The organism is Paenibacillus lactis (genome assembly GCF_017873605.1).
GTDB classification, from domain to species: Bacteria; Bacillota; Bacilli; order Paenibacillales; family Paenibacillaceae; genus Paenibacillus_AQ; species Paenibacillus_AQ lactis.
In genome coordinates this window covers 114,960-135,443 of the sequence record NZ_JAGGKI010000015.1, presented here as the reverse complement: position 1 = coordinate 135,443, position 20,484 = coordinate 114,960, and the positions used below count along the sequence as shown (strand labels likewise).

Sequence of the window (20,484 nt, the reverse complement as noted above, 5' to 3'; positions counted from 1 at the left end):
TGTCGTATCGATTCATTGTCTCCCGTCCTCTCGTCAGCTTTCATTTTATTTCATACGAGGGTATTTTTCGACTGCATTTTTATCGTAGCACTCCAGAACTTATTTCAATCCACGCACCCGCGAAGGGTGCGACCCCATGTAGTCGTAGAACCCATCCGGACCAAGCCAATTTCAATCCACGCACCCGCGAAGGGTGCGACTTCTGGAATTTAGTGTTTTATCGCTCCCGATATAATTTCAATCCACGCACCCGCGAAGGGTGCGACATAAACAGGTTAGAGACTGGCAAAAGGATATGATGATTTCAATCCACGCACCCGCGAAGGGTGCGACGTCATCGTCACCAAACCCTTCTGGGAGCGATACTTTATTTCAATCCACGCACCCGCGAAGGGTGCGACCGCGAAAAGCAGCTGAGCAATCTCACCTTGGTATGAATTCGCAACCTTATTGGTTAAATCCATATCATAAATGAAAGGATCCAGTCTTGACTTTTCGCTTCACTTCTATAACCAACATTTATTCGACAAATTATGAGGTGCGAAGGACCCGGAAAAATCATGTGAGCTTCACATTCGCACCATTAAAGAATCAACGGACTTTCCATATCGTAAGTCGATTTGGCTCCGATGTGCTCAATTTTCTTTTTATAGTTGTCGCCCAAATTATAGAACCGTAAGCTGTCCTGGTCCTTATCAATGATTTCTTCAAGCTCATATTTCAAACGTCGGAACTGGGTCGCATCCAAAATGCACTCAAAGACGGAATTCTGAACCCTTTGACCGTAATCCACGCATGTTTTGGCTACCCTAGAAAGCCTTCTTCTACCTTCGCTGTCGGTCGTGCTTACATCATAAGTAATCAAGATCAACAAAGGGACCACCTACTTCCACAAAAATGGAGGATACTCATCAAGATCTCCACGAATATGCCTTGCCAATAGCAACGCCTGTGCATAAGGAACCAGGCCCCAGGAGATTTTTTCGTTTAAATATGGGTGCAGGATCTTATCCTGCTTCCTCTCCTGCCAGAACTTTAGCACTTTTTTTCGGGTATCGTCATCCATTAAGACTGCACCGTTCTCTTTACGGTAGAATCCCTTCTCATTGATCAGCTTCTTGTTAATCAACGAGATGACAAAACGGTCAGCATACACGCCTCGAAGCTCTTCCATCATATCCAGAGCTAAAGAAGCCCGTCCGGGACGATCCCTGTGAAGAAAACCAACATATGCATCCAGACCAACTGCTTCGAGTGCGGAGCTCATATCATGGGCTAATAAGGTATAGGCAAAAGATAATAGAGCATTGACGTTATCGAGCGGTGGACGTTTATTGCGGCCATGAAAGAAGAAGTCCTCCTTCTGCTGCAGAATCAGATCATCAAACACAGAGTAATATTGAACCGCTGCCGCACCTTCCAAACCTCTCAAGCTGTCCAGGTCCTCTGTACTCCGTACCTGCTTCATCGTTTCCGTTAGCGAAGCGGAAACCTTCTTCATCCGCTCCACGTCGATGCGAAGAGCATAATCACGAGTAGAGCGTTCCACAATCCACTTATGGTTATAGATTTTGCCAAGAATCATGTTTTTGGCAACAAAGGCACTTCGATGCTCGTCATCCGAAATTCGATACTGCTCCTTCCTTAGCACCACGTTGCCGCGGCTTTCCCCTATTACTCTAGCTAGGAAACGTCCGCTCCTCGTCATAAAGGTCAGCGCAATATTACGTGTCGCACAGGCTCCCATTAAGCCAGGACTTACTCCAGCGTAACCGAACGTGCAAACCGCCTCCAAATTATGTAGAGGATATCTGGCCAGAACTGCATCCTCCTGCTTGACCACAATATTCTCCCCGTCCAAAGATAAATAGGTGTCCGGCAGTGTTACAAACAACGTATTCAGCAGCTTTTTCACTCATTCAACCTGCTTTCGATAAATCGGGATACGGACTTCTTACTGAGCATTTCCGGCAGACAGATCTGATTTAAGGAGCAGCTTTGACAGTGCGGCCCTGCTTTGACCTTGGGCGTATGGTTTCTTTCGAAATACATTCGCATCTCCCGAAATGTTTCTCTCACCCGTTCTCGATCTTGATCCGCCACGATGACCTCTTCCCGACGTTTGATCTCCTCGTAAAACAAATATCCTTTTGAGATTTCACAGCACAGCATTTCCTCCAGGCATAGTATTTGCGCGACAAGCTGAGAATGGTCGGAATCGTTACGCTTCGGTCTCCCCCGCTTGTATTCTACCGGAACAGGCAAATATAGTCCTTCTTCCCCGGCAATCGGGACGCCAGACGGATCGAGTACGAACTCCACCACATCACAAATTCCGGTTACACCAAGCTCCCGGGATTGAACAGGGAGGGCCCGGACAACGAGTCTCTCCCCTCTCTTCTCCCGAATCATCGGTTGATCGGCTTTCCTATGCAGGTAGGCCCCTTCCACCGTCTTCACATTTTCTTCCCACTGCTGCTCAATATGGATCAAGGCCCACTGTCGTTTGCAAAAACGGAAATGCTGAATGCCTGAAAGCATCAAATAATCATCTTCGCTATATCCCTGCATACTCTTGAACTCTTAAACCCTCAAGCGGCTCAACAATACAGTCATAATCGGCAAAAGACTTTGCATCACTCACGCCTTCCTTACGCTGCACTTTTAGTGAGCGATGCACCTTGGCCGAGGAATATTGCCCGAGTTTGGAGGAATGCTCCCACCAGTACAAATGGTGAACTTCCATACTGCCGTCAGGACGGGCGGATGAGGTGTCGTTTTCAAACAACGTCCGCAGCGCTTCCCGAATCTTCTCTGCATCCTCCCTCGTAAAGCCTGTCTTCTCGGCTAGCTGTGTATTGATGCTTCCGTAGAACACATAAACGCCAAAATCCACTCGATGCTTCATACCCATCGTATCCGAGCTTTTCTTGTTCGGGTCTTTCGGCGTGACCGCATTCACGCTCTTTGTTATCTGCATGCTGGTAATATCGATGGGATCTACACTCACTGCCGTATGGATGGATACCGGTCCGCGAATGCCGACCGACACATCCGTTCCGCTAAAAGCGAACACTTGTCCAAAGCTGCGAACATCCATCCAAGCTTTGCATGCCGCCTCAGCGTACATGTCGTTATTCTGCTTCTTGCCCTTTGCGAACTCGGACACTTCAGCATTCGCGTCTACACGTTCTTTGATGCTGCGGTAAGCATCACCGCGCCGCTCATCAGACTGCACCAGTATGGGCTCTCCCATGTCCTGCAGGCGGTTGCGGATCTTCCGTTTAATGCAGACATCGGAAATTTCACCATGTCCGTCATAGTTTTGACGAGGGCGATTACCATTTAACGGATCACCGTTAGGGTTGGCATTGTGGACGGACAATACGACGGCAAAATCGATTTTATGGTCAAGTATGCTCATTTAAATCTCTCCCTGATCGTTATTTTCGGAGGATTCCTCGGCATTCGCCTCGGCCTCTTTGACTTTCTTGCTTGTGTAAAGATCATTGCGCTGGCTGTAAAAGCCCAGCAAATATAACCCGCTCAGCGGTTTATCCGTAAAGTCCTCCAGGCTTAATTTCGCTCCCACTTCATCCAGCAACCGATTTAAGTATCCGGCTTCGGTTCCCATTCTTGCCTGATAAGGCTGAAGATTTGACTGAATGATGGTCCAGGTACAGCCCGGTCTCTGCGCAAAAGCATTCATATACCGGATAGCATTGGTAGCGCGTTTCTCGTCCTTGCCTAGCGCTCTTCTCTCCAGTACATCCGCAATTGCCAACATTCGCCCGAACAAATAGCTGCGGTCCGACGTCTCGGTATTCAAGCTCACGTCAAAGCCCTCCTTCTCAAAAGTTTTATTTACCAGAGCGCACGCAACGCTCAGCGTCTTCTCCCATTCCCAGTCCTCCATACCGACCGGATTGGAAGCCCGGATAACAGCGCTGCGGACGATATCGAGCGGAATCTTCCGGCCGTCCACGATGCAAGGCAGCATTCGTTCCATCAGGCCTTTGATCAGTTTATCATTTGCCCTCGGCCCATAGGCCGCAAAGGCGATATCCCTTGTTGCCGGAGCTCCTATGTAAGTGCGAGGCATGTTATTCTGATCTCTTCCATTTCTGTGTTGCCAATAACAAGTTTCATGCCACGCCTGCAGCCGTTCCAAATACTTCTCCTTGTTCAGATCCCGGTAGTAAACGATAGACATCCGCCCAGGCGTGGCAGCATCCAGTACCATGATGATGGCATTAGATTTGTAGTCGCCATCAAACCTGTAGCCTTTGATCGCTCGTCGGAATTGTTCAGCGTATTCCTTAAGAGTGCTGTCCCCTCCGCCAGCTTCTTCATCTTCATCCCGATACAGGCTGAATGTACCTTCAAGGGGATCCGGCAAGTCCAATTGCTCTGTCCCCCAGACCAGAAACACCCTTCCATCCACCTGAATGCCCTGCCGTTCAATCAGCCACTTGAGGGCGTTGTGCGCTTTTTGCGACACATCATAGCTGACCGTGGCGACATCGCGGCTGGTGCGGAAACGCCCCCGATAAGTGAATCCGCTGGAATCGTTAGCCGAGATCAGCTTGGATTTATCACCGGAATTCCGAATCCGGGAAGCGTGCTTCTCCGCATACGGCCGCATTTCACCACTCACATAGCATAAATCCAGTTCCTTCAGGCTTGTCTCATAGAACCCGATAAAAGCCTCCTGAACAGAAGGATCCCGCCATAACCTGGATTCCGGTTCCCCGGGGATATCTACGGAGAAACGAACAAACGCCGAGCTCTGATCCGAAGCGATCACTTTAAAGATATCCGGCTTCTCCGCATTTTGTTGATCCGGCGAGGGAGGCCAACTGGAAAGCAGCTCTCCGGCCTCGTCCGTCCAAAGGATCTTGTCCCGGATCAGATCGGTCAGCAAAGTTCCTTTGGCAATGTACCTGTACACACTCTCCACCCTCGGATGCTTATATGGAGACTCGCACCAGGACTGTAGCTGGCTAAGATAATCTTCATAGGGAGTACCCTTAGGCTTGTCGCAATAACGTTCATAATCGCCAGCCACGTACACAAGTTTGTCAAAAAGCGGGTACGGAACCGGAGCACTCGTCCGGCTTGCGGATGCTTCCGTACAAGGGATTATCGTGCTGCTGTCTTCCTTATCCACCACTTTTGCCGAGAGATAGTTTCCATTTCCGTCCAGAACGACTTCGATATGCGCCGTTTGCGTTGTATGCGATACAGGTATCAGTGCGTACTCCCGGCCGTTTTTCTTTTTCTCAAATCGTCCGATTAAGTTTTCGTGTTGTTCATATGTCTTGTTCAAATTCGTCAACCAGCTCATTTACATCCCTCCATCCGGAAACATTTCATCATACAGACTGTCCACGGATTGCATATTGCCGGAAGCGAACGCCTTGATAGGGGCTTTGCCCGTCTTTCGGACCATGGTGCACTCTTCAGGGCGGATAAACCGGATAATCCCGTATTCCATTTTCGCTCTCCATAAACGTGTCTCCCGCTCTGCTCGTCCCGTCTCATCCGGATAACTGATGCCGTGCACCATAGTGCCAAAATCGATTTCAGGAACTTCATCATAGGCTCCTATTCCCTCACCGAACGAGCAAGGTTCAACATATCCCTGACATTCGCGTGATCCCAGAAAAATATCCCGGCGTCCTCCCGCTTTAACAGAGCGTTTCGCTATGTTATGATGCTTGAATTCGTTACGATCATAGGCCAGATCTTCGCGATGTGGATTAAACTCAAAATGGGCTTTCACCTGGTAGCGGACATCTTTAAGGTAAGTATAATAGGCCAGGGTTTTGCCCCCGCTATATTCGATAGGACGCATTCCCTTGGATTCCGTCTGGATTGGGTTCATCACGCGAATCTCATCTATATACCAGATTATGGTGGGTTTCCAGTAAACGCTTTCAACAATCCCCTTTATCGCTTCGTAGGTTGGTAGCTGATAAGAGAATTTTTCTCCTCCCAGCTTGGTAAGCGGGTCCGTAAAGAGCGCATAGTTGCCGAAAACTTCGAATTCGATTTGATTGCGCATTTTAATCCTCCTTTCTTATATAGAATTATTTATACATACATTAAACCAGCATCCAATATAATACAATGGAAATTTTTCCATTTCTCTAAAATCGAATTATACAAAAATGATGCGCTTATGCTAAACTCTATTTGTTATTTGTCGCTGCAAAGCGTGGATTGAAAATTATAAAGAATTATTTGAGAGCCCGCTCATTATTAGCGGGTTTTCATCTTTTTTATAAGATAGCCTCGTCCCATGCTCCCTCCCCCTCGGCATCCACCCCGAATTCATCAGAGTAAGCCGGTTTTAATAACGTCAGAACATGCCCCTGAAGCAAGTGTTGAACATACCCGATATTATCCAGTTTCTTCAGATCTTGATCATAAACATTAACGATATACGGCTGCAGCCGACGAAACAGACTGCCTAGCTCCCCGGCATCCACTTTCCCGTTAAGGGCAGCAATCAGGCTCTCCGCCTCCTCGTTATAAGGAACCACAACGGATGTCGCCGTGTTGCTAATGGCTTCGAAATACAGCTCTGCCGTCGCAAACGAAGCGCGGTTTACCGACTCCAAGTGCTTGCCATGTTTATATTTATAGTTATCTACATAAGCCTTATTGGCGCTGAGCAAATCAAACATGTTCCTCCCAAGCCTTAAAATGGGAAAATCCATTTCGCCCTGAACATGCTTGTAGTAATAACTGAAATAAGTCTTCATCGCGGCAGGAGACAGCAGGTCGGAGCCAAATCGGGCGGGGTTCTGTTCGAAATCACGCAGTACCCGTTCCGTTTTCTCTGCCCCAATGCGGATCTCCGGCAGACTCGTGAGTTTCTCATCGGCAGATTTGATGATGTACACTTTGCGGATGGGGGCTTTCCCGTGACGATTACAACGACCTGCTGCTTGTGCGATTGAATCCAGTCCGGCCAATGATCGAATAACACAATCAAAGCTGATATTAACGCCGGCTTCGATAAGCTGTGTGCTGACACAAATGACGGGTTCCTGAGCTTCAAGAGAATCGATCACCTTCGACAACACTTCCTTACGGTGTGCGGCACACATGTTGGTGCTGAGATGAAACAGCTTCACCCCCCGCTCCTTCATCCACTCCGATTGACTGAGTTGGTCATACAGCTTCCGGACAGCGGTTTTGGTATTCAGAATGACGAGCACGCTCCTGATCTCATCCAATCGTGACCTAACAAAGTCGGTGAGTTCTTCGGCTCCCCATCCTAAAGGCGTTACTGCCGAAACAAGCTCGACGCGTTTAAAATTGTCAGCCACTTGTTCCAGATCCTCTATGATCTCGGCCTCCTTGGAAATATGCAGTTTATGCTTTACGAAATCAAGCGCAGGCTGAGTGGCCGTACAGAGCAGCAGGCTGGATCGGCCCAATATATTCAGAAAATTGAGTGCGGCATTGAAAATCGAGATGCAATTGACTGGTACGGACTGCACCTCATCGAAGATGATCACTGCATTCGAGAGCCGATGCAATCTTCTTACGTTGCGTGTCCCTTTGGCATAAAACGTATTCAAGAACTGCACCATCGTTGTGAATATAATCGGACTGTCCCACGAATCCCGAGCATTCCTGATCTTTTTCCTGTGGACATCATAATCCTCTGTTTCCAGATCGTCCTCGTGCTCAATCACATTCGAGTGATGCTCCAATATCCATTCATCCTCCTGCAAAATCTCCCGAATCTCCGCAGCGTTCTGCTCAATAATGGTTGTGTACGGAACAACATAAATGATGCGGTCCTTGCCATGGATACGGGCATGCTTGAGCGCATAACGCAGGCTTGCCAGCGTTTTCCCACCGCCTGTCGGAATGGAGAGCGTATAGATCCCTGAAGCTCGCTCTGCGAACTCATCACACCGCTGTGACATCTCTCGTCTTAGCCGATTGATCGGATGATCCGAATCCATCCCCTGCTCAAGCACTTGAAGCTTGCATAACAAGGATTTATAGCTTCGAGCAAAAAAAGCCTGCCTGTTCAAGGGTTCTTCCGGCTCCTCATTCTCATCAAATCTGCGCGTATTCGTCCGATCCGCGTCAATTAAGCAGCTGAATATGTACTTCAGCAAGAGCGAGGCGGCAATCGGTAGAAGCTTACGCTCTTTAATTTTAGATAAATATCTGGCCAATTCTTTCTTGGCACCTTCAAAACAAGCATCTATCTCTTCTTCCGCCACAGCCTCGAAAAATCGTTGCTTCGCCTGTTCATACTCATTCAATGCTTTCTTCTCAACTCGCTCCAGAAACGGGGAAGATGCGTTTGGTTCCACAAAATCTCTAAGTCCTTGGTGATGTGATATTACGCAGTTGGCAATCCATTCTGCGGCAAATTTATCGATTGCGGTTGACGCCGTTCTATGATAACGTTCATAGACTAGACGGCCACCGGCCGTGGAATGGTCAACAGAACCTTTTCGAGGGGGAGCCTCCGGGTGGGCTACCGCTTCCTCAATATAATTTTTAAATTCTGTAGTATACTTGCCCATATCATGCAAAAGTCCCGCCAATCCAGCCAGATGGGCAGCACCTATCTTAGCGCCATGCCGTTCACTAAGTTCTTTCACTTCACGTAAATGCTCATCGACCGTTTGAATTTTTCCGTCTGACTGACGAATATGAGCAATATAAGTCATTACACACCCCCAAGACCCAAGACTTAACACCTACAAACGATCCCTACCAGAGATTGAAGACCTATAATACTCATTCGCCACCAACTGACAATTTCCTACCAATAATTCAAAAAAATAAAAAAAGCGATTTTATTACGACAAAATAGAAGAGAGAGGACCGATCGAAATAGTCGCAGTGAAATAAAAGCTTGGCAACTGGAAAGTAATCAAGTAATTTTAAATCAGGCTGCTTGGTTAGAAATTCAAGTGCGAATGTGAAGCTCGCATGAAATCCCCGGGCCCTTCGCACCTCAGAATTTGTCGAATAATCGAGAGTTGTTTCATCCTGACAAAAAGTCAAGTATGAACCTCTGCCTTTTTTCGATAAATGTGGCCGAGAGCACTTTACATTCATACCTAAAATGGATTGATTACTGTTATTTCACGGTCGCACCCTACATGGGTGCGTGGATTGAAATTCTCGGCATTATCAAACACCGGGAATTGACTCAAAGTCGCACCCTACATGGGTGCGTGGATTGAAATGTCGGAACTCCGGGGAGAGAACATGGAGGGGTCAGTCGCACCCTACATGGGTGCGTGGATTGAAATAACATCGCTAAATAAGGTTGTAAAGATAGTGGACATGTCGCACCCTACATGGGTGCGTGGATTGAAATAAATTTTAGACGGGGATGAACGGGCTAAGTTCAAGTCGCACCCTACATGGGTGCGTGGATTGAAATATTCTTGTTTGTGTCCGCTGACGGTCCGCGATTGTCGCACCCTACATGGGTGCGTGGATTGAAATAGAAGATAACCACCCCATTCGAGAATACTAACTCGGGTCGCACCCTACATGGGTGCGTGGATTGAAATGCCATCACGATCCTGTGGTGCAGCGAGGGTATTTTGTCGCACCCTACATGGGTGCGTGGATTGAAATAATTCCAAAAGGCGGTTGATCAGGACGAAACCACGGTCGCACCCTACATGGGTGCGTGGATTGAAATTGGAAGGAAGCAGCTGAGAACCAACAGCAGAACAAGTCGCACCCTACATGGGTGCGTGGATTGAAATCGATCAAGTCATGTTAAGTTAATAATATCACGAACGTCGCACCCTACATGGGTGCGTGGATTGAAATAACGCATTGGAAAGAGCAATCGAATCCGGTGTACTCGTCGCACCCTACATGGGTGCGTGGATTGAAATTCACGAAATACTGGAAGGGGAATGATGGCAAGGTGTCGCACCCTACATGGGTGCGTGGATTGAAATGTCCTGGGCTGCTGTTTATGAGTACGGCAGCGAAGGTCGCACCCTACATGGGTGCGTGGATTGAAATAAACGCCAATTTGACGAGGACTACCGCATTAAGTGTCGCACCCTACATGGGTGCGTGGATTGAAATTCGTAGACGTAAGAAAAGCATTAGGCTTGGCCTAGTCGCACCCTACATGGGTGCGTGGATTGAAATTGCAGTAGCTGCAGGGGATAAATTCTAGACTTCGGTCGCACCCTACATGGGTGCGTGGATTGAAATTTAGTATCGGTTATTGCGATGCTCTCCATTTTAAAGTCGCACCCTACATGGGTGCGTGGATTGAAATTGACGCTGGCATTGCCCGTCATGATCATTCATCGTCGCACCCTACATGGGTGCGTGGATTGAAATGCATCAAATGTGGTCGCTTGTGCCATCGTTTTTGTCGCACCCTACATGGGTGCGTGGATTGAAATCTTGTCAGGGTTGTCTGTCCGCGTTTCTGGCTCAGTCGCACCCTACATGGGTGCGTGGATTGAAATGATTTCCTCTTCGGCGGCAACCAACGAACGAGCAGTCGCACCCTACATGGGTGCGTGGATTGAAATTATTATTGGCGGAAGCATAAAACGGTTCTGCGTCTCCGTCGCACCCTACATGGGTGCGTGGATTGAAATAGAACGGTAGCGCACCATTAACGATGGCAGCGCAGCGTCGCACCCTACATGGGTGCGTGGATTGAAACAACCAACGCTGGAATTGGTGGCTCGGGAGTCTAGTGTCCTACCCTACATGTATCAGCAATATGTCGTTAAAAATCAGATGATTGTTTTATCTAAAAACGTGGATATATAAATCGTCCCCATAGCCTCTACCCGGACTACGGGGACCATTCCTTATCTCTTAAGTTTAACTTACTTGCCGCCACTTACGATAACGGAGGCTCTTCCGGCTTCACTCATTTGGAAGAGCCTACTGATCATTTGCGGGATTTACCGCCGTATTTTAGAGGAGCTTACATCAACCTCATTTGCGGATTCCGCAATTCCCGTTTATCGCTCTCCTATCGAGTATGGTCCAATTGCCCCCCAGCAGCGTCCATCTCCGCCCCCCGCTCATCCAGCCGTTCCTTCAACTCCTCCGCATCATAACGGACGAACGCCCCGTTGACGGTACCGATATAGACTTCGCCATCGGCAATATTCAGTGCGCCGCTTCTTGCCGCCTGCTCGCGCAGATCGACGTTGCCGGTGGCGATGTCGCTTAACCTGCTAAGGATCCTGCCGTTCCCTTTGTCCAGGACGATTAGGTCACCGCCAAAGCTAATAAGCAAATACCGGTCCAGGATGCCGAAGCTGCTGCCGACGAGCTGCGTAACATCTTCACTGTTCTTCAAAGAGGTTTCCATCTTCCAAATCGTCTCCCCGGTCTCTTTCTTGACGGCCGCCGGAATCCCGTTCAGCGTCAGATAGATGATATCCCCCTCTATTACACTGCGGGCGGCCCTGCCCTTCACCGTCCACAGCTCCCGCTGATTCACCGCATCGTACAGCACGGTCTCATATGATCTAGCCCCTGTGAAATAATTCCCGCCAAGCGCCCGCTGCACCAGAAGATAGCGCTCATCCAGCACCTCGATCCGCTCCATCTCATTCGCGGGATAGCTGCCCTCCCGCTTCCCGCTCTTCATATTGAGCAGGGTCCATTTGTCTCCGAGCAGCATCCATCGGGAGGTCGTGCCGGGAGGCGACAACGGCTCATATCGGTATCCGCCGGTGAAGTAAGGATCCCATGCCGGATCATCCATCACCTTTTTACCTGATTTGTACGTCCAGGCGATCTTCCCGGTCATCGGCTCGTACGCCGTCAGCTTGCCGCTTTGCTCAATAAGCACATACGGATCTTCCGGGCCCTGATTCAGCAGCCGATACTCGCCGGACAGCGCTTTTTTCCAACGAAGCTTGCCGTTCTGCTGATCCACGACACTGAGCATGCTTTTCTTGGCATTCAAGTCCAGCCCTTCTAACAGAAGGATCGCGCCCGAGGCAGCGGTCATCGTAAGCCCGAACTCCGCTTTATGCTTTCTTTCCCACAAAATGCGCCCGTCCGTTAACCGGATATGCCGCACTCTGGACTCGTACGCCTTTTTCTCTGGATTATAGGCTGAATACATGGTGACATGTTCCCGCTTCCGATCCGGGACAGCCGTATACCAGCCGAAACCGGCATCCTGCTGCCACAGCTTCTTCCCCGTGCTCCGGTCAATCGCGTACAGGGAGGAGTTGTCATGCATCCCGCTGAATCCGCCGTCATCCCCCTTGATGAGCAGGACGTTCCGGCTGGCTTCCAGAAGGAAGGTGAAATTCAGGTTACCCTGATTTCTCCAGACTGGCCCAGCTTCAATGGTCCGCAGCAGCGGCATGGCCGAGAACCGATAGCTGAATGGATCATGGCTGCCCGCATAATAGTTCCCCTCAAATGCTGCGGCGTTCGGGAAGGTCCATTCCCAGGTGGTCAGCTTCCCGGCCGGGGAGAAGGTCGCCGTAAACAACGCCTCCCGTGCCTCATATCTCCACGTCTCGCCGATCACCGGCGGCCGGCCCGAGCGCTGCTCCTGATTCCGCGAATGCTCCTTCACCTGCGGCTCGCCAAGCAGCTGCTTAACATATGACTTGCTGTCACCTTCATCCACCAGGTAATCCGTCAAATTTCGCACAGCTTCGATCGGCAGCTCCGATGAAGGCTCCAGCAGCCCGGCAGGGAGCTTCTCCTTGGACTTCACATCCTTGGCCTTAACCCACATGACCGCGGGACGATAGATGGTGCGCTCCTTCTTCCATGGATCCGGACTAATCAGCACCCCGTACCAATCCTGCCACTTCGATACGGCAATGAGCGGCATGCTGCCCGCTTGCGAGGCTGGCCAGCGGACCGAGCTGCCCGGAGCCACGTAGATGCTGCTGTCCGGAAGCTTTAGCGAGAGCGGATCGATATTCCGGACCTGCCCGGCTTCCTTGGACAAATACCATGCCGGGAGCCACAAATTACCCAGCTCATCCGATTCAATGAAAGCCATTTCTCCCTTGACATCGTTAACGCGGAACGTCTGGCCCGGAAGGCCGTAATAGGCGGCGTTGTGATTGCGCAGACTTCTGCTTCGGGACGGAGCATTTTCATAAAAGACTGCCTTCTGCCGAAGCGTGACTTTTCCGGGCTTCAAGCTCCCCGGACCATCCGCATATACCGTGGGGCCGGCCTCCTTCACCGACTGAACCGGCAGCGGGACCAGCGAGAGACAGGTCGCTGCTGCTAGAACAATGCATAGCCGTTTCTTGATCGATAAACGTGAGCGCACAGGAATCACCCTTTCGAATACAAACCTATATCATGTAAACGCTATTATAAGGCAATGCGTTCCAATTTGGAAACGAAAAAAGCTCCCTTCCTCCGAAGGGAGCTTGCGTAATTCCTAGCCCGCATCCGCAGCCTGGGATGTGGTCATGACCGCCCGTTTCTTTTTATGGTTCCAATCCACCTTGATCTCATACTTCTTGCAGATCTCTCGCAGCGGAACGAGGATATCCTCCGTCGCCACTCCGGTCAGCATTTTGGAAAACTGGACGGCCTCCCCGTCAATCTTGAGCTTGGCTCCCTCTCCTGTCACCAGCTTGCGCTTGGTCGGATCCTGCCCCTTCAGCTTCGCAATGACCGCCTCCGGACTTTGATCGGATCTTCCTCCATTGATTCGGAATCCGTTACGGTCACCGCTTCCGTTCCGGCCTTCCTTCACCATGAACGAAGCCTCTACGCCGATGGAATCCAGCACGGCCAGCAGCTTGTCGTTGTAAGCCCCATACGGCAGAGCTACCGCGCTCCGGGTATTGCCGAGCTCCTCCTTCAGCCTTGCCTCGGCGCGAATCAGATCGTCCTTCACCCGCTGTTTATACTCATCCTCCGTCTCGATTCGCTTCTCATCCGGCAGGTACAGATTTCGGGTCGTTACCGGCTTCTTTCTGCCCTTCCCATCGGTATCCCCGTATCGATGCATATCATAGGTATGGTTATAGAAGCCAATGTCATGCTGTGCCATCTCCCGCATCTGATCCCAGGTCAGCTTCGGTCTGCCGCTGGCAGCAGGCTTATCGATGCTCGATACGATGATAAAGTTTGCAGCCGGATATTTATATTCTTTGAGAATCGGGTAGGCAAGTTGGTAAAAGCTTTCGTACCCGTCATCAAACGTAATCAGTACCGCATTGTCAGGGACCGGTTTCCCCTTCCCGATAAAATCCAAGTACTCCTCCATGCTGATCGGCACAAACCCTTCCTTACGAAGCAGCTCCATCTGCTGCTTGAACTGCTGGGTGGACAAGATGTCGTCCCGGTCCGGCTTTTCCATGATGTCATGATACATCAGGACGCCAACCTTGCCGGAATAGTGTACAGCCTTGGCCTTTTCTTTCTCTTCCTCACCCTTCTTATCGGTCTCTTTCTCCCATTCCACCCGCTTGCCTAACGCTTGCTGTATAAACGATGCGGGAACCATCAGCTGTCCCTCATAAATCTCCGCAGCAGGCTCTTTGAACTCTTTCCCGTCCAGCGATATCGTCACTTCATCCGGTACCGGCGTCCCGCATCCCGTCACAAGGACGGTCGCCGCGAGCACCAATGCTGGCAATATCTTCGTTAGTTTGAATTTGTTCGTGAATGTACCCCATGATTTCTTCATTCCACTGCCTCCTTGTCTGTATCTGAGACACAGTATAAGGAAGACATCTTAACGGAAGCCGCCGGCAGATCTTAAGAAGCGCTTAAAGGTTGCTGAATAAATGGAGCCGCTTGGCAAGATCATGTTAAGGATGGAGGATAAAAGACAACCAACGGGCTGTGGGTCCCGCCGTTTCTCCAACAGAGGCCCAAAGTCGATGCCGGGATGCGGAGGCATCAGGGAGCAGGATTGGAAATGAGACCGCGAACGAGAAAGTTCACACCGGCCTAGGAAAGATGGTCAAGGCTCTCTGTCCGACCATCTTACTGCCGAACCGGCGAAAAAAACGCCCCCTATCAAGGGGGCGTTCACGAGCTTCATCAATCGTGTTGCTCAGACAGCGGCATAAACAGCATATGCACCGGCAGATTGCTGCCCGACGCGGGAATGAAGCCGATTCGAACCGTCTCCTCCTGCGCTCCGGTCCGGTACAGGACGCCGGCTTCGGATGAATTCTTCAAAATGCTGCCGCTTGTCATCTGCACCACTTCGCCGTTCACGAGCAGGGCGCCCGCATAATGCCCGCCACGCGCATTCAGCGCGACCAGGGTATTCGGCGCTACTTTCAGGCTCATCGAATAGAGCACGCCGGTGTTGCCAATATTCTTCTCGGCTTCGCCGGTAACGGCATCCACGCCTTCCAAATACCCGTCGAGCGAAGGATCCCCGAGCACAAGCCGCTGCGGGCTTTCGCCGACGACGCCGTCGACCTGGACCTCCCGGTCTGCGCCGGTAAACGTTCCGCGTACATGCTTGCCGTCCCGCGGAAGCACCGGCAGCTCTTTGAGCGCGGCCACCGGATCGCGCGTTGGGTCGGCCGCAACGACGGACAGCTTGATGTCGCCCTCGAGCTCCAAATCCGCGTAGATGGTCCGGACCTGGCTCGGCTTCAACGGAAGCTTCGTCCCCTCCTGCAGCAGCACGGCCGATTCACCGGCCGGAATGTGTACCGTATCCGATATTCCGCCGGAGCTCAAGGCTTCCAAATAGCGGGTCACCGCCGCCTTTCCGCTTGTGGATACATACTGGGCCGGGCCGCCGATCCCGGCCGCGCCCACCTTGACCGAAGCAGCGGCGGTACCAGGGTTGGTAGCGATCAGGTAGACGTTCAAGTCCTTCTTCGAGCGGTTCTGATTATGAATATTAATCCGCACGTTGCCGGTTAGCGTATCCTCGTAAGCAATGCCCTCTTCCGTTAAATGCTCCGGGCTGTTGCTGCGTATAAACTGCTGGCTTTCGTCCGGGGTGACTGAATAAGAAATTTCGTCCATCATCAGTACAGATGCGCCGTCGATATCGAATTTATTACCCACGGGGGTATATAAACGATCATACTGCTCCTTCGTGTACAGCCATTCATCCACCACGTTCACCGTCTTGCGGACCGAGGCCGATACGCCTTCGCTGTTTATCACTTCCAGCGTGACTTCATGCTCGCCGGGTGTGAAGAATGCCGGCTCATTTCCCTTCCACGTTTCCTTCACGATTTTATATTTCGGATCATGACTCGTATTTCGGTAGACCACCGGCTCGCCCAGACGGTATTCAATCTTGTCCGTCGTGAAGTCGGCAACGGGAGGTGAAGCGGCCGTCGATCGCTTGCCCCAGGTTAACGTAACTTTGCCGCCTGTCACCGCAAGACTGCTTCCCGTCAGCTTGGCCCAGCTCCGGACGGGCACCATCATGCTCCCCCGGTATGTAATAGCAGGCGCATCCATTCGAACCGTCGATCCATCCTTACGGATCGCCGAGCTTCCGTTCTTGAACCGCCACTCTCCTTCGCTTCCCTTTACGACAGCCTCTTTGGTCTTCGCGTCATAAGACAAGCCCCAGCCGTACAGCTTGGCCATCGTGCTGACAGGCACATAGCTGTACCCCTTTCGGATCATCATCTTCTGCGCGGCGGCTACCGGCTTCCCATTGAATATATAAGAAGCGGATCCCGTAGATATTACCAGCTTGTTGCCTTGCGTTTCCGTGCCTTGCGTTAAAGCTTCCGCCCCAGCGGAAGAGCCTGCGGGTTGTACTGCGTCGCTCGAGGCATCCGTCCCGGCCGAAGCTGCATCTTGCCCGTCTTGAGCTGCCTGCCCGACCGAAGCTGCACTTGGATCCTCTTGATCTGCGGCCCCAGCCGAAGCTGCACCTTGCCCCTCTTGGGCTGCCTTCTCACCCGAAGCTGTGCCTTGCCACTCTTGAGCAATAGCCCCAGCCGAAGCTGTGCCTTGCCACTCTTGAGCAATAGCCCCAGCCGAAGCTGCGCTCTGCTTCTCCTGGACTGCTGCCCCGCTAACCGGCTCAGCGCCGGCAACCCCGCCCCAGGACGAGGCGGTCAAGAGCGGAACGGCCAGCATGACTGCTGCCAGCCGCTTCCGCCCCGGTTCGTATACGTTCTTCATCATTGTCATCTCCCTTTTGTTTCTTGATTGGCTTTCGCTTTGGGAAACCGCGTCGCGAAGGTTGTGCTCTGGCGATCGCTGCGCACCGAGATTTCGCCGCCCTGGACCTCGACAATGCTTTTCGTGATTGCGAGACCTAGGCCGGTTCCGCCTGTCTGCTTGGAACGGGAGCTCTCCACACGGTAGAAGCGGTCGAAGATGAACGGCAAGTCCCGTTCGGGAATCGGCTCGCCGTAATTCGTAAAGCTGACCAGGACGAAGCCGTCCACCTCCCAAACCGCAATATCAACAGCTCCGCCTGAGGCGCCATACCGGATCGCGTTGGACATCAAATTCTCGTAAGCGCGAACGAGCTGGCTGCCGTCAGCCATAATCGTGAGCCCATCCTCGGCCTCAAGCCGGCATTCCATACCCGATTTTTCCAAAGCCGGAACCGACTCCTCGATCAGCTGCCGGATGAATTGCGCCATATCGATCTCCTGCACCTCGAGCGGCAATCCGTTGTTGATCCGCGTATATTCAAATAAATCATCGATCAGCCTCTTCAGGTTTTGCGCCTTCTCGTAGGCGATATTCACGTAATATCGAAGCTCAACTTCGTCCTGGTAGCGGTCCTCCTCAATCACTTCCAGAAACCCCAGAATCGACGTCAGCGGCGTCCGCAGGTCATGGGAAACGCCGGTGATCAGATCGTTCTTCGTCTTCTCGGCACGGCGCTCCTCCAGTATCGATTGATACAGCTGCTTGCTCATCTGATTGATGCTGGCCGCCACCTCGCCGAGCTGGCTTCCGGGATGCTCCGGGATTTCGGTATCGAAATTGCCCTTGGCGATTTCCCGGAGACCGCGCGTAATTTCTTCGAGGTAAACATTCAATTCGTCGGCCATTCGGTTGATGCCCTCGGCTACACGGCCCAGCTCGTCCCGGGAAGAGAGGTCGATTTTATAATCGAAGCGGCCGCTGACGACCTCCTGCAGGCCGGTTTCGATCTTCGCCAGATCGCGGACGAACCACTTCGTGCTCATGTAATAGCTGACGAAGAACAGGATCATGCCAACCACAATCATAACCGGCTCCGACCCGATATTGTTGACCACCCAGGCCAAGGGAACGTTCAGCGTTGGAACCGTCAGGATCAGGGAACTTAAAGCATAGAGCGTAACCAGCAGGGCTGCCGTTATGCCGATGCTTGCAAGCAGCATAAGCAGCATTTTGATGCGGATGTTATCCGGCTGTATTCTTCTCAAATTAGTCACCTCTGCTATAGTCTACTCGATTTTGTACCCGATCCCCCAAACCGTTTTAATATATTGCGGATGCTGCGGGTCCTTCTCGATCTTCTCGCGCAGCTTGCGAATATGTACCATGACGGTATTCTTTGATTCCATGAACGGTTCGTTCCATACTTCCGTATAGATCTTGTCCATGCTGAGCACGAGCCCCCGATTGATCGCCAGCATATGCAGCAAATCAAATTCCCTTGGCGTCAGCTTGACCTCTTCGCCCGCCACCGTGACCCGGTGGGAAGCGGCGTTGATGATCAGCTCGTCGATTTGGATTTCGTTCTCATTCCGGGCGGTGCTGCTGTTCAGCTGTTTATACCTCCGAAGCTGGGATTTGATGCGGGCAATCAGCTCCAGCGGGCTGAAGGGCTTAGTGACATAGTCGTCCGCCCCGATGCTGAGCCCTGCGATTTTATCGATCTCCTGGCTTTTCGCCGACAGCATGATGATCGGAGTGTTGTTCTCCTCCCGGATTTTCATGCATGCCTGAATGCCGTCCATCTTCGGCATCATGACGTCCAGAATAATCAAGTCCACCTTATGCGTCTTCAAAATCTCCAGCGCTTCAATTCCGCTGTTGGCGGTAAGCAGCGTATAGCCTTCATTCTTCACATAGATTTCCATCAGTTTAATAATTTCGACTTCATCGTCGACCATCAGTATGGTTACTCCAGACATGGCCCCTCCTATAAAAATGCTGCAGCCTTATGCCCCGTGTCTTTCAGGACAGTCCCGCACAGGCCCTAAGTTGTTGTTTGTATGCCACCATGCTACCACATGCGCGCTGCCGTCGCACTTCCCCAGGGTTCCGCCTTCCTGCGCAGCACCTGTACCGCTGCCGGTAAGCATCGCGCAGCACTATCTGGATAACGGCACTCCCTGCTGCTCTTGCCGTCTCCGGCTTTTCTCTGTTTTTGGCACATTCCCGAATACGAGCCACGAGGCAGGAAGATATCGGACCGTCAACTCCACGACAAGCCACGAGCAGAACAGTGCAGCCAAGAAGCCGCCCGCATACCAAGCATGGGTCAGGACAGAATTACCCGTGGATAGCGGGAATTGCCGATAAACCAGCAGGAAAAACGGATGAATCAGATAGATCCCGAAGGATACCGCGCCCAGCCGCTCCAGCGCTGGGGTCAAGCCCCCCTTGAAGGTTCGGTACACGATCGACGCCAGCTGAAGCAGCACAATCGCCCCCAAATACGTATGCGCATTCCACATCAGCTCGTACAGCGTCGAATTGTACGCCGTCCCGTATAAACGGTTCGTGTAATAAATGTACACATGCCCAAGCCCGCAAGCCGCCCAGCTCAGCCACAGCAGGATCCATGAAACGGTGCGGACCGGCGTGGCGTTCGAGCGGCTAACTACCAGCCAAGCCTTCAGCTTCGGATAATAAATGCCGTAGAAGGCCCCCAGCATGAAGTATGCGATATACGTCAGCGCCCAGCTTCCCTTATTCGGCACCTGCCAGTAATATTTGTTCAGAAACACGAAAGCCCACTGGATCGCCAGGCCGATCGGGATGGCCCACTTCGTAAGCTGCGGCACTTTTTTAAACAGCCACCAAGCAAGCGGAAACAGCACATAGAACTGAATGCTGATGAATACGAAATACAGATGCGTGTAGGCTTTGCCCGTCACCAGCTTGGTGAAGAAGCTTTCAACCGTATCCGCCAGCGATCGGTCCGGGTAGTACAGGAAGTGCAGCAGACCGAAATAGAAGATGGAGAACAGCGTGTACGGGATGATGATATACAGCAGTCTTTTCTTATAAAACCCGCCGATCCGCTGCCTGGTCATCGGCTGGCTGTAGTAGTTGTAGAATAGGACCAGGCTGCTCAAAAAGATAAATGTCGGTGTCCCGTATTTCATGAAGATATTCATGAAATTGTAGAGAAAAAAGTACTGGGATTCCTTCATGGCCGATACCGCATACGACGTCGAGTGGACGGACAGCACGCCGATAATCGCGAATGCGCGCACGAGCTGCAGTTCAGGCAGGCGCTCCCTTTGGGTTGCAATGCTTTTGTTCATAACTATACCTCTCATTTTCATCCGGATTTTTCTCTGTGGC

13 protein-coding genes and 2 CRISPR repeat arrays are annotated in these 20,484 nt (G+C 51.5%); all 13 genes read right to left on the bottom strand.

Annotated elements, in window-relative coordinates; translation table 11 throughout:
* Positions 1-101 precede the first annotated feature (101 nt).
* Positions 102-401: a CRISPR direct-repeat array (repeat unit 32 nt; unit sequence ATTTCAATCCACGCACCCGCGAAGGGTGCGAC).
* A 182-nt stretch (positions 402-583) separates the two neighbouring features.
* The 13 genes from cas2 to J2Z18_RS23255 all read right to left on the bottom strand — a co-directional run bounded on the left by cas2 (position 584) and on the right by J2Z18_RS23255 (position 20,444).
* A complete protein-coding gene (gene cas2, locus J2Z18_RS23315; protein ID WP_007131598.1) occupies positions 584-874 on the bottom strand; it encodes a CRISPR-associated endonuclease Cas2 in 291 nt (96 codons plus the stop codon).
* A gap of 9 nt (positions 875-883) precedes the next feature.
* Positions 884-1,915: a type I-C CRISPR-associated endonuclease Cas1c gene (cas1c, locus tag J2Z18_RS23310; protein ID WP_007131597.1), complete on the bottom strand. Its 1,032-nt coding sequence runs from the start codon at positions 1,913-1,915 to the stop codon at positions 884-886.
* Positions 1,912-2,571 (bottom strand): CRISPR-associated protein Cas4, encoded by a 660-nt coding sequence (gene cas4 / locus J2Z18_RS23305; RefSeq protein ID WP_007131596.1) that lies wholly within the window; start codon positions 2,569-2,571, stop codon positions 1,912-1,914. The genes cas1c and cas4 overlap by 4 nt, the downstream gene beginning before the upstream one ends.
* Positions 2,558-3,424 (bottom strand): type I-C CRISPR-associated protein Cas7/Csd2, encoded by an 867-nt coding sequence (cas7c, locus tag J2Z18_RS23300; protein ID WP_007131595.1) that lies wholly within the window; start codon positions 3,422-3,424, stop codon positions 2,558-2,560. Before cas7c ends, cas4 begins: the two co-directional genes overlap by 14 nt.
* Positions 3,425-5,347, bottom strand: coding sequence for a type I-C CRISPR-associated protein Cas8c/Csd1 (cas8c, locus tag J2Z18_RS23295; RefSeq protein ID WP_007131594.1), 1,923 nt, complete (start codon positions 5,345-5,347; stop codon positions 3,425-3,427).
* The gene (gene cas5c, locus J2Z18_RS23290) at positions 5,348-6,067 is read right to left on the bottom strand and encodes a type I-C CRISPR-associated protein Cas5c (RefSeq protein WP_210095443.1); all 720 of its coding nucleotides are present in this window, start codon (positions 6,065-6,067) and stop codon (positions 5,348-5,350) included.
* Between the two features lie 217 nt (positions 6,068-6,284).
* A complete protein-coding gene (locus J2Z18_RS23285; RefSeq protein WP_007131592.1) occupies positions 6,285-8,711 on the bottom strand; it encodes a CRISPR-associated helicase/endonuclease Cas3 in 2,427 nt (808 codons plus the stop codon).
* A 426-nt stretch (positions 8,712-9,137) separates the two neighbouring features.
* A CRISPR array of direct repeats spans positions 9,138-10,702; the repeat unit is 32 nt; unit sequence GTCGCACCCTACATGGGTGCGTGGATTGAAAT.
* A gap of 318 nt (positions 10,703-11,020) precedes the next feature.
* A complete protein-coding gene (locus J2Z18_RS30930; RefSeq protein ID WP_210095442.1) occupies positions 11,021-13,312 on the bottom strand; it encodes an outer membrane protein assembly factor BamB family protein in 2,292 nt (763 codons plus the stop codon).
* Between the two features lie 114 nt (positions 13,313-13,426).
* Positions 13,427-14,686: a polysaccharide deacetylase family protein gene (locus J2Z18_RS23275; protein WP_210095441.1), complete on the bottom strand. Its 1,260-nt coding sequence runs from the start codon at positions 14,684-14,686 to the stop codon at positions 13,427-13,429.
* Positions 14,687-15,045: 359 nt separating this feature from the next.
* Complete coding sequence (locus J2Z18_RS23270) at positions 15,046-17,124, bottom strand: stalk domain-containing protein (RefSeq protein ID WP_210095440.1); 2,079 nt, start codon at positions 17,122-17,124, stop codon at positions 15,046-15,048.
* Positions 17,125-17,126: 2 nt separating this feature from the next.
* The gene (locus J2Z18_RS23265; protein ID WP_376773072.1) at positions 17,127-18,332 is read right to left on the bottom strand and encodes a sensor histidine kinase; all 1,206 of its coding nucleotides are present in this window, start codon (positions 18,330-18,332) and stop codon (positions 17,127-17,129) included.
* Positions 18,333-18,389: 57 nt separating this feature from the next.
* Complete coding sequence (locus tag J2Z18_RS23260) at positions 18,390-19,082, bottom strand: response regulator transcription factor (protein ID WP_007131586.1); 693 nt, start codon at positions 19,080-19,082, stop codon at positions 18,390-18,392.
* 180 nt (positions 19,083-19,262) lie between these two features.
* The gene (locus tag J2Z18_RS23255; protein ID WP_210095438.1) at positions 19,263-20,444 is read right to left on the bottom strand and encodes an acyltransferase; all 1,182 of its coding nucleotides are present in this window, start codon (positions 20,442-20,444) and stop codon (positions 19,263-19,265) included.
* Positions 20,445-20,484: the final 40 nt, after the last annotated feature.

What these genes read in the sequence shown, in the direction of transcription:
- cas4 (WP_007131596.1), bottom strand. Translation starts at nt 2,571, where the DNA reads ATGCAGGGATATAGCGAAGATGATTATTTGATGCTTTCAGGCATTCAG.
- cas7c (WP_007131595.1), bottom strand. Translation starts at nt 3,424, where the DNA reads ATGAGCATACTTGACCATAAAATCGATTTTGCCGTCGTATTGTCCGTC.
- cas8c (WP_007131594.1), bottom strand. Translation starts at nt 5,347, where the DNA reads ATGAGCTGGTTGACGAATTTGAACAAGACATATGAACAACACGAAAAC.
- cas5c (WP_210095443.1), bottom strand. Translation starts at nt 6,067, where the DNA reads ATGCGCAATCAAATCGAATTCGAAGTTTTCGGCAACTATGCGCTCTTT.
- J2Z18_RS23285 (WP_007131592.1), bottom strand. Translation starts at nt 8,711, where the DNA reads ATGACTTATATTGCTCATATTCGTCAGTCAGACGGAAAAATTCAAACG.
- J2Z18_RS23275 (WP_210095441.1), bottom strand. Translation starts at nt 14,686, where the DNA reads ATGAAGAAATCATGGGGTACATTCACGAACAAATTCAAACTAACGAAG.
- J2Z18_RS23270 (WP_210095440.1), bottom strand. Translation starts at nt 17,124, where the DNA reads ATGATGAAGAACGTATACGAACCGGGGCGGAAGCGGCTGGCAGCAGTC.
- J2Z18_RS23265 (WP_376773072.1), bottom strand. Translation starts at nt 18,332, where the DNA reads ATGCTGCTTATGCTGCTTGCAAGCATCGGCATAACGGCAGCCCTGCTG.
- J2Z18_RS23260 (WP_007131586.1), bottom strand. Translation starts at nt 19,082, where the DNA reads ATGTCTGGAGTAACCATACTGATGGTCGACGATGAAGTCGAAATTATT.
- J2Z18_RS23255 (WP_210095438.1), bottom strand. Translation starts at nt 20,444, where the DNA reads ATGAACAAAAGCATTGCAACCCAAAGGGAGCGCCTGCCTGAACTGCAG.